This window comes from Streptomyces ureilyticus, assembly GCF_011045025.1.
Lineage (GTDB): Bacteria > Actinomycetota > Actinomycetes > Streptomycetales > Streptomycetaceae > Streptomyces > Streptomyces ureilyticus.
Genome location: NZ_JAAKZX010000284.1, coordinates 1 through 9,976, shown reverse-complemented (window position 1 = coordinate 9,976; position 9,976 = coordinate 1). Strand labels below are relative to the sequence as shown.

9 protein-coding genes and 1 pseudogene are annotated in these 9,976 nt (G+C 70.7%); 2 read left to right on the top strand and 8 right to left on the bottom strand.

What is annotated here, in order from left to right; translation table 11 throughout:
• From G6048_RS43770 to G6048_RS43735, 8 genes and pseudogenes are all read right to left on the bottom strand, one after another.
• A pseudogene (locus G6048_RS43770) lies at nucleotides 1-734 on the bottom strand (hypothetical protein); the annotation flags it as partial.
• A gap of 101 nt (nucleotides 735-835) precedes the next feature.
• Nucleotides 836-1,486 carry an SRPBCC family protein gene (locus G6048_RS43765; protein ID WP_165345188.1) on the bottom strand — a complete coding sequence of 217 codons (651 nt, stop codon included), beginning with the start codon at nucleotides 1,484-1,486 and terminating at the stop codon, nucleotides 836-838.
• Nucleotides 1,483-1,878: an ArsR/SmtB family transcription factor gene (locus G6048_RS43760; RefSeq protein ID WP_165345187.1), complete on the bottom strand. Its 396-nt coding sequence runs from the start codon at nucleotides 1,876-1,878 to the stop codon at nucleotides 1,483-1,485. Before G6048_RS43760 ends, G6048_RS43765 begins: the two co-directional genes overlap by 4 nt.
• 77 nt (nucleotides 1,879-1,955) lie before the next feature.
• Complete coding sequence (locus G6048_RS43755; RefSeq protein ID WP_165345186.1) at nucleotides 1,956-3,365, bottom strand: amidase; 1,410 nt, start codon at nucleotides 3,363-3,365, stop codon at nucleotides 1,956-1,958.
• 72 nt (nucleotides 3,366-3,437) lie between these two features.
• Nucleotides 3,438-4,124, bottom strand: a complete 687-nt coding sequence (locus G6048_RS43750) for an ABC transporter ATP-binding protein (protein WP_165345185.1) — start codon at nucleotides 4,122-4,124, stop codon at nucleotides 3,438-3,440.
• On the bottom strand, nucleotides 4,124-5,785 hold the full coding sequence (locus G6048_RS43745; protein ID WP_165345184.1) for a branched-chain amino acid ABC transporter ATP-binding protein/permease: 1,662 nt from the start codon (nucleotides 5,783-5,785) through the stop codon (nucleotides 4,124-4,126). The genes G6048_RS43750 and G6048_RS43745 overlap by 1 nt, the downstream gene beginning before the upstream one ends.
• A gap of 137 nt (nucleotides 5,786-5,922) precedes the next feature.
• Nucleotides 5,923-7,125, bottom strand: a complete 1,203-nt coding sequence (locus tag G6048_RS43740; RefSeq protein ID WP_165345183.1) for an ABC transporter substrate-binding protein — start codon at nucleotides 7,123-7,125, stop codon at nucleotides 5,923-5,925.
• On the bottom strand, nucleotides 7,086-7,961 hold the full coding sequence (locus tag G6048_RS43735) for a branched-chain amino acid ABC transporter permease (protein ID WP_165345182.1): 876 nt from the start codon (nucleotides 7,959-7,961) through the stop codon (nucleotides 7,086-7,088). The genes G6048_RS43740 and G6048_RS43735 overlap by 40 nt, the downstream gene beginning before the upstream one ends.
• 117 nt (nucleotides 7,962-8,078) lie before the next feature.
• Between G6048_RS43735 and G6048_RS43730 the strand changes: the two genes are divergently transcribed.
• Together G6048_RS43730 and G6048_RS43725 are read left to right on the top strand one after the other, a co-directional pair.
• Entirely contained in the window at nucleotides 8,079-9,023 is a 945-nt protein-coding gene (locus tag G6048_RS43730; protein WP_165345181.1) for a helix-turn-helix domain-containing protein, read from the top strand.
• Between the two features lie 326 nt (nucleotides 9,024-9,349).
• On the top strand, nucleotides 9,350-9,976 hold a 627-nt coding region (locus G6048_RS43725), incomplete at its 3' end, for an SGNH/GDSL hydrolase family protein (RefSeq protein WP_165345180.1).

Genomic DNA, 9,976 nt, shown 5'->3' with positions numbered 1-9,976 from the left:
CCCCCGCCCCTGCCACCGCCCCCACGCAGCACCTCCCGCAACGTCCGGCCGGGCAGAGCCTGAAGGACGACCAGCCCGTCCGGCGTAAAGCCGAGGCTGGCCGGTGCGGGCACACCGGCATCGGTGAGCAGACGGTGCCGCTGATGCAGCGCGTCCACCCGGCTCGGACGTACGACCTTGATGAACAGCCGCCCGTACGAGCCGGTCACCTCGATGACGGCACGACGACCGGGCCGGTACGCACGTACCCGATACCGAACCGGACCACCGCCGCAACCGACGTCCTCCAGCAACCCGGCGAGCGCCACCGGATCGCAGGCCGAAGAAAGAGCGGGCAGCCAGGGGTCGTACGGGAAACGCCACACCGCGACCCGGTTGGCACCGTCCTCCAACACCGTCGCCCCGCGCGGCAGACGCCCGGTACGGGCACTGATCCGCTCCTCATCGGCACGCCCGTCGGCCCCCCGGACCTGCACCCGGTACACAGCGGTACAACTGTCACCGGGCTGATGGTCGACGTTCTCGACGCGCCAGGACAGCAACTGCCTGCCGGACGGCTCCAGGGCCGCCGCCAACAAGTCACCGGCGTCCGGCCCGGTCAGCAGACGCAGATCCGGTACGTCGGTGCCGGCACCGACCGCCTCGGGCACACGCTCGGACGCCGGAGACAAAGGCAGAGAGGACTGCTCAGGAGGTATCGGCAGAGGCACGGGCATGGGCTTGGGCATGGACATGCGCCCGACGGTGCCCGCCCTGCATGAATCGTCCCCGCGCCTTGGATGAAAGTGCCCTCATCTACCGCTCTACCTCTACCGCCGCTCCTCCCCTCTCCGCTTCAGGACTCCGGCGGCGCCTCCGCCCCGGTGTACGCGGCAGTCGTGGCGTCCGCCGCCGCGCGAGCCGTGGCCGGGTCCTCGCCGGAGGCCACATTCGCCTCGTACCAGCCCTCGCTGCTCAGCTCGACGAAGCGCTTGCCCTCGTCGGACATGACCCAGGCCTCCGCCGCCTGGTGATCCACAGGGCGGCCGGAGGAAAGATGCAGACACAGGCCCATGACCATCAGGTCCCAGCCGACACCGACCGCGCCGGGCCCGTACTCCGGCCACTTCGTGTCGTCGTCGACATGGGCGATGTGGTCGACCTCGAAGCGCGTCCGGCCCTCCGCCTCCGGCGTGAGCCGCAGCTCGATCCAGGTGACGCTCTGCTCGAACTCCCACGTGGCGGCGAAGCCCTTGGGCGGGTCGCAGCGCTCGATCGTGCCGTGCGCGTTGCCGTGCAACTGGTACTGACCGCCCAGCCTCAGATCGCCGGAGACGGGCATGAGCCAGCGCGGGATGCGCTCGGCGTTGGTACAGGCGTCCCAGACGTCCTCGACGTCCGAGTCGTACGTCTGACTGATGGTCACGACGCGCGCCTCACCGGCCTTGAACACGCGCTTGCCGACCTGGCGCCGTACGGCGTTGATCTGCTGGTTTACGTCAATCACGACTTGCTCCTTGGAGGAGGTACTTGGTCTCCTGCGTCCCCGTCCCCGTTCCGGCCGGCCTCACGGAGGCGCCGCTCGCGCTTGCCCCGGGCGAGCTCGGTGGCCAGGGCCTCGAGCGGCGGGGTCCAGAACCGCCGGAACCGGTCCAGCCACGCGTCGATGTCACGAAGCGGCTCCGAGTTCACCGCGTAGAGCCGCCGGGTACCTTCCGGCCGCACGGTGGCGAACCCGTTCTCCCGCAGCACCTTGAGATGCTGCGAAACCCCAGGCTGCGATATCCCGAACTCCCGCCGGATGACCTCGCTGACCTCCCCGGAACTCATCTCCCCATCAGCAAGAAGCTCAAGAATCCGCCGCCGTACGGGATCTCCGAGCACATCGAACGCGTGCATACGGAGCACTGTATCACTGCTCACTTATATAAGCGTGGGCTGAGAAAAGATGGCGTACTACTCGAACCACGCCGAGGTCACTCGAAGCCCGGCGGACGGCGCACGGTCCAGTCGGCGGGCGCTTCAAGGGCGGAGGCCAGCCGCAGGAGTGTCGCCTCGTCCCAGGGACCGCCGATCAGCTGGCTGCCGATGGGCAGACCGTCGGGCGAGGTGTGGACCGGCAGTGAGATGGCGGGCAGGCCGGTGATGTTGCAGACGGCGGTGAACGAGATCATCTGGTTCTCGGTCATCCGGAACCCGCCGGGATCGGCGGTGGCCTCGGCCAGGCAGGCTCCGGCCGGCGGGGGCGGGCAGGCCAGGGTCGGTGTGAGCAGCACGTCGAAGTCGCGGCCCCACTGGGCCCGGACCTCCACGGCCTCCTGCTGCAGAAGCGCGGCCATCCGTGTGTACTCGCCCGAATGGCGCGTCTTGGCACGCTCCATCCGGAACCGCAGATGCGGTTCGGCCAGCTCCGGCCGGTCGTAGGGCGCGGTCCACAGTGCCGCGTCCAGGACGGTCTGCGCGTACCCGAGGCCCGTCTCCTCGCTGAAGAAGCGCGGCGACACCGGGAAGACCGCGTGGCCGAGCGACTCCAGCAGCTTTCCGGTCCGCTCGGCCGCCGCCACGCACACCGGGTCCACCGGAACTCCGGTGGGCGCCTCCAGCAGCAGGCCCACCCGCACCGGTACGGACTCCCGCCCCACTTCCTCGGAGAACGGCCGCTCCGGCGCGGGCGCGCCGTACATGACCAGGCTGTCCGGCACGCTCATGACATCCAGCAGTGCCGCCGCGTCCTGCACCGTCCGGGTGATCGCTCCCTCGACCGCGGCGTGCTCCCAGGCCGCCAGGTACTGCGGTACCCGGCCGCGGCTCGGCTTGAGCCCGACCAGCCCGCAGCACGAGGAGGGCATACGGATCGAGCCTCCGCCGTCGTTGGCGTGGGCGACGGGCGCGAGCCCCGCGGCGACGGCCGCCGCGGCACCGCCGCTCGATCCTCCCGGCGAGTACTCGGTGTTCCAGGGGTTGCGGGTGATGCCGTAGCGGGAACTCTCCGCAGCCGTCAGCATGCCCATGTCCGGGGTGCTCGTCCTGCCCATCAGCAGGAAGCCGGCGTCCAGGAACCTGGTCACGACCGGGTCGGTGACCGTGCGAGGCGTGTCGTCACACCCAAGGCTGCCGAACGTGGCGGGCTGCCCGGCGACCAGGTTCACGTCCTTGATGGGTATGGGCACCCCGTGGAAGGCGGGCAGTCCCCCGCCCTCCATCACCGCCCGCTCGGCCTTCAGCGCGGCCTTGCGGACCTCCTCGTCGTTGCGCCAGACGAACGCTCCGATCTCAGGATCGAACCGCTCGATGCGCTCCAGATAGGTGTCGGCGATCTCGACGGGACTCAGCTCACGCTCGCGTACCGCCTCTGCCAGACGCACGGCGGAGTCGAACGGGTCCATGGGGGCTCCAACCTGTAGCCATTTGGGGGGAGTTGAGGGAAGGGGGTGGCGGAGAAGTGGCGGGGCAGGGAGTCAGGCGACGGCGAGCAGCCGGTCGAGCTCCTCGCGGTTGTCCGTGCTGCTCGTGCCGTCGAAGACGACCCGGCCCGTCTGCATGACGATCGCGCGGTCGCAGCGCTCGAGAAGGAGCCCGGCATGCTGGTCGACCATCACCACTGCCACTCCGGTGGCGGCGATACGGGTCATCGCCTCCAGGACCTGCTGGACGAACGACGGCTGCAGCCCCTGGGTGAGCTCGTCCACGACGATCAGCGACTGCCCGGACAGGATCGACCGGGCGATGCCGAGCTGCTGTTTCTGCCCGCCGGACAGCGTTCCGGCGGGCTGCCGGCGGCGTTCGGTCAGCAGGGGAAAGATCTCGTGGGGATCGACCGCGGGGACGAAGCCCCGGCGCGTGGCCAGGCGGAGGTTCTCCGCGACGGTGAGGGTGGGGAACACTCCCCGGTCCTCGGGCATCAGTGCGGCGCCGCGGCGCGCGAGCAGGTCTGGGCGGCCGCGCGGCACGGGGCGTCCCGCCAGACGCACCTCGCCGCCCTGCCGGTCGGCCAGCCCGAAGACGGTGCGCAGCAGGGTGGTCTTGCCGGTGCCGTTGCGTCCCAGCAGGGCGATCCGCTCGCCCTCGGCGACCCGCAGGGTCACATCGCGGACGACGGCGGCCTGACCGTACCCGCCGCCAAGTCCCTCCAGTTCCAGCATCATCAGCTCACCCCCAGGTAGGCCTGACGCACCGCCGGGTCGGCGGCGATCTCGTCCATCGACCCATGGGCGATCACCTGACCCTCGTGCAGGACCACGACGTCGTCGGCCAGCTCCCGGACGATCGCCATGTCGTGTTCGACGACGACCAGTGCGCATCCCGTACGCCGGGAGACCTGCTTCAGCTCGTGGACGAGCGCGCGGGCGTCGTCGGGTCCCAGCCCGGCCGCGGGTTCGTCGAGCAGCATCAGCCGGGGCGCCCCGGCCAGCACCATGGCCAGCTCCAGCCGGCGCCGGTCGGCCAGCGGCAGGGCCCCGGCCTCACGGGTCTCGTCGCCGGCCAGGTCGTCGTACTCGGCGGGCAGCTCGACATGCCGTGGCGCGTCCAGGCGGGCCAGCCGGATGTTGTCGGCCGGAGACAGTGCCGTCAGGACGCTGGGGATCTGGAACATCCGGCCCACGCCCAGGCGTACGCGGTCCTGGACCGGGAGCGCGGTGGCTTCCGCGCCGAAGATCCGCACCTCGCCCGCGTCGGGGGCGAGTTGGCCCGCGACGACGGCGAGCAGGGTGCTCTTGCCCGCGCCGTTGGGGCCGATCAGGCAGACGGTTCGGCCGTCCTCGACCGTGAGGTCCACGCCGCACAGCACGTCCACCGGGCCGAAGGACTTGCGGATCCCCGTCAGCGCGAGGGCCGCTCCCTCGCGGGCCGTGTCGTCAGCACGGTGCCGTGGCGCCGCCGCAGCCGGGGGCAGCTTCACCGCCGGGCCGCGTGCCCATGGGCGGGCCAGCCCCGCCAGACCCGCCGGGGCGACCTGTACGACCAGAACGAACAGGGCGGCGAGCGCGAGGACGTACCAGCCCTGCCACGTACTGCCGAGCATCTGAGCGCCCGCCGTGATCAGGATGGCGCCGAGGAACGGGCCCACGGTCGACTCCCGTCCGCCCAGTGCGAGCCAGACCAGCACGCTGGTCGACAGGGCGAGCCCGAAGACCTGCGGTGACACCAGCCCGGCGGCGGGCGCGTACAAGGCGCCCGCGACCGCCGACACGGCCGCCCCGACGGCGAACGCCGCGGTCCGCACGCGCACCGGGTCGATGCCGGCTTGGGCGGCGCGCTCGGGGTTACGGGACGCGGCGATCAGCCGCGCGCCGAACCGGCTGCGGACCACCGTCACGCTGGTGACGGCCACCACGGCGGCCACCACCACGAGCGTCAGGTAGTAGGCGGAGACCACTCCCCGGCCGCTCACCGACAGCCCGTTGGTCCCGCCGGTCAGATCCGTGAGGCTGTTCGCCGCGTGCTGGAGCAGCAGGCCCACTCCGATCGTCAGCAGGATGAGCGGCGCGTCGGGCACACGGGAGGCCAGCCCGATCCGGACCACCAGCACCGCGATGCCCACGGCCGCCGCCAAAGCCGCTGCCAGCAGGACGGCAAGCGGCCAGCCGTGCTCCTGGCTGAGCGCGACGGCGTAGGCACCGAGCCCGAAGAAGGACGCGTGACCCACGCTGAGCAGCCCCGCCCGCCCCCAGGAAAGGTCCAGGCCGTAAGCGAACAGCCCATTGCACAGGCCCAGCGTCAGGGTGGCCACCGCGAAGGCGCTCAGCCCGAATGGAGCCGCCGCCAGCAGCACGAGCAGCAGCGCGAAGCGCACCGCCGGCCCCACTCGGGCGCTCCGTCCGACTCGGGTGCTACGTCCGAGAGGCGCGGCCGGGAGCCGACGGCGTACACCGCGCGCGGACGGTGCCGACAGCACCTTGACCTGCTCGTCGCCGCGCCCGTGGGTGTCATGGCCAGGGCTGATCATGAGCACCCCGGCATGGGCGTGGTGTCGGCGACGCGACCGAGCTCGCGGCTGACCTCGTACGCTCCACCCGGCTTGATCGTCGCCTGGAACATGTCGGCCTGCAGGATGTGATTGGCCGCCGCGAAGCGGGTGTTCTCGCCGAGCGGCGAGTCGAAGGTCAGCCGCCCGATCTCGGTGTTGATCGCCTCACCGTCGGCGCTCTCGGCCTTCTCGGCGGCGGCCAGGAAGAACTGGATGCCGAAGTACGCGTTGCCCGCCACCTCGGGCATCGGGCCTTTGAACTTGTACGCCTTCCGGTAGTCGGCCACGAAGGCGCGGCTGTCCGGGTCGTCCAGCCGGTCGGTCCAGCGCACGGTGTGCGTACGGCCGTTCACCAAGGCGTTGAGGGCGGGGTAGTAGTCGCTGTCCAACGGAGCGCCGTCGTAGCCGAGTTGCGGGCTGAGCAGACCGAACTGCTTGGCCTGTTGGCTGAACGACACCGCGTCGGAACCGACGACCATGGCCAGCAGCACATCCGGCTTCGCGGCCTTGAGCCGCTTGATCACCGGCTGCCAGTCGGTCTGCCCGATCGGGCTGAACTCCTCGGCGACGACCGAGCCGCCGGCGCGTTTCACCTGCTCCTTGGCGACGCGCAGGTAGTAGTGCGGGAAGTTGTAGTCGGAGCCGACGACGGCGACCCTCTTCCCGTACTTCTCCAGCAGCGCGGGGATGGTCGGGGTGAGCAGCTGGCGCGTGCTCTCGCCGAACCCCCACGCGTAGGGATGGCACTGCCCGGTGTCGCCGAGGATCGCCGTCCCGAACGGGACCTTCGCGTCATCGGCGACCTTGGTCACGGCCTCGGCCGTGTCCCCGGTGATCGTGCCGAACAGCATCGACACCTTTTCCCGCTGGACGAGTCTGCGAGCCAGCTGGGTGGACGTGGCCGGGTCGCCCCCGTCGTCGACGACGACGAACTCGACGTCCGCGCCGTTCACGCCACCGTCCTCGTTGACCTTCTCGACGCCCAGTTCGAAGGCGTTGCGCAGGGCCTTGCCGGTCGAGGAGACGGGCCCGGTGAGCGGCACGATCAGGCCGATCTTCAAGGGTCCGTCCGAGTCGCTTCCGGTGTCCGAGATCGCCGAGCCGCCGCAGCCGGTCACCACCAGCAGAGCGGCGGCGGTCAGGATGCCCGTGCCGGCACGCGAACGCGTGTGAGCCATGACATGTACCTCCGAATCCAGGGACGCGAGCGCAGCGCCGCGACCGCGACGACGATCAGGTAGAAGAAGACCTCGGCCAGCACGTCGGTCAGCCAGGTGCGCAGCAGCACCGACAGCGCGGCGATGGCCAGGGCGGCACCCGCCGCTGTCCCGAGCGCGCCGGGGCGGCTGAGCAGCAGACCGAAGAAGACGGGGACCAGCAGGCCGAAGCCCATGGTCGGATTCACCGCGAGGAGCGGGCTGTACAGCGCTCCCGCCAGCACGGCCAGCAGCCCGCCGAGGATGAACGCGATGGTGCGCAGCCGGCGCGGGTCGGTGCCCAGCAGCGCCGCCATGGCCGGGTTGTCGGCCACCGCGCGCAGGGTCAGGCCCCAGTCCGTGCGGTAGGCGGCGAGCAGCACCAGCCCGATGACCGCGACCGCGATCAGGCCGCACACCAGCCGGTACGCCGGATACGGCGTGCCCAGGACCGTCACCGTGCCGCCGACCGGCGCATCGACCGACCGGGAGGTGGAGGTAAACCACAGCTCCGCCGCCTGCCGCAACGCCATGCCGACACCCCAGGTCACGAGCATGGTCGCCAGCCCGTCCGCGAGGGGACGCCGCAGCAGCAGCCGTTCGATCAACAGCAACAGCGGTGCACTCGCCACCAGGGCGAGGGTCACGCGCCAGCCGAACGCCGGGCCCGTGAGGACCGCCGCCGTGTAGGCGCCCACCATGATGAGGTCGCCCTGCGCGAGGTTCACCACCCGGGTCGCCGCGAAGATCACGGCCATGCCGAGGGTGGTGAGCCCGTAGAGGCCGAAGAGCGTGAGGATGGCCAGGAGTACGTCCACGTGGTGACGTCCTTCCACTTCCGCGGACCGGGGATGAGTGGGACTATCGGCCAATTCCCGCCGCCGTGCTGTCACCAGAGCGCACGCTTCTGGTGCTGGAGTGCAGAGGAGGAACCGATGCCTCTCGAAGCACGGAAGGACGGCACGCTCGTCTTCGGCTACCTGGACCCCGTCTCCAACGACCGCGCCAGGGCGTCCGACGCCGTACTGGTCAAGACGGCGACGCCCTGGGCCGCCGAGCTGCGGGCGGAGCGGTTCGGCGCGATCACCACGTGTGACATCGCCGGCGAACAGCGGGCACAGGTCGTGCCGCACACGTCGGTCTCCCCTGTGGGAATCGACTCCCTGGTCGGCGTGCTTCTGGCCGGAGAGGTGACGATCGAACAGAACGGCCGCCAATGCGCCCTGTCCCCGGGCGACTTCGTCCTCTACGGCGGCGGGCGTCGGTTCCGTCTGGACCTCGGTCGCGACTACCGCTGGTTCCTGATGAGACTCGACCCGGGCACGAGCACGCTCCTGCGGCAGACCCCCGACGCGATGGTCGCCCAGGAGCTCACGTCTTCCCCCGGCGGCCGGATCCTCTCCTCAATGCTCGTCGAACTCGCCGACCGCGGTCATCGCCTCGGACCGCTGTCGAAAGGGGAGATGGGCGAGCACGTGACCGGCGTTCTCCGGACCCTTGTCCGCGAGTACGCAGGCCGGCACACGCCCCCTGCGCACGCGCACCGGCTGCTGCGCGTCCTGGAACACATCGACCGGCACCTGACCGAAGAACTCTCGCCCGCCCGGATCGCCGCCGCCCACCACATCTCGGTCCGCTCCTTGCACGCCCTGTTCCAGCATCGAGGGGAGACACTCGGCGACCACATCCGGCAACGGCGCCTGAGCCGCATCCGCCAGGACCTGGCCGACCCCGCCCTGGCCGATGTCCCGGCATATGCCGTGGCGGCCCGCTGGGGCATCACCGACCCGAGTTACTTCGGCAGAGTCTTCAAAATCGAATTCGGCCTCTCCCCACGGGAGTTCCGCCGCCGGTCACTTCCCGGCAGGTACGCCCCGTAAGGGACGCGGGAAAGTCGCAGGCTTTTGCTTTTTCAGGGGCGCGAGGCTGTGACATTTGCGGCTCCGCCGCGGGGCGCGACCGGCAGCGACGCCCCTTTAGGGGCGCGGGGCTGTATCAATTTGCGGCTCCGCCGCGTGGGCGCGACCAGCCACAACGCACCCGCAGCCGCGACACGCAGTGTCACCCACCACCCCCTGGCGGGGGTCTGGGGCGCAGCCCCAGTTTCGGGAAGGGGCGGGACTGGGGAAAGACCCCCCCCCACCAGCGAACCGCACAGCGAACGTCACATTGACGCCCGCCAAATCCGAGCCCCAGGCTCAACCCCATGACCACGCACCCGTACACGAGATACGTAGCCATCGGCGACAGCCAAACCGAGGGCATCGGCGACGGCGACGAGGCAACCGGGTACCGAGGCTGGGCAGACCGTCTGGCAGAACTCCTGGCGGAAGCCCAACCAGACCTCACGTACGCCAATCTCGCCGTACGCGGAAAGCTGACCGCCCAGATCAAGGCGGAACAACTGGCCCCGGCCCTGGCCCTGAAGCCGGACCTGGTCACGGTCGTGGCCGGCATGAACGACCTGCTCCGCCCCGGCTTCAACGCCGACCAGGTCATGGCGGACATAGAGGAGATGTTCGCGCGACTCACCGAGGCGGGCGCCCAGGTAGCCACCGTCACGTACCCCAACATGGGCGAGCTCTCCCCGCTCACCCGCCGCGCCCTCCCCCGGGTCCTCCACCTCAACACCCGCCTGCGCGCAGTCGCGGACCGTCACGGCGTAGCCGTACTGGACGTGTTCCCGCACCCGGTCACCACCGACCCCCGCCTCTGGAGCCAGGACCGCATCCACGCGAGCCCACTGGGCCACACCCGCATCGCCTCGGGCATGGCCCACACCCTCGGCCTGCCGGACCACGAGGACTGGTCCACCCCGCTGCCCCCGCTCGCC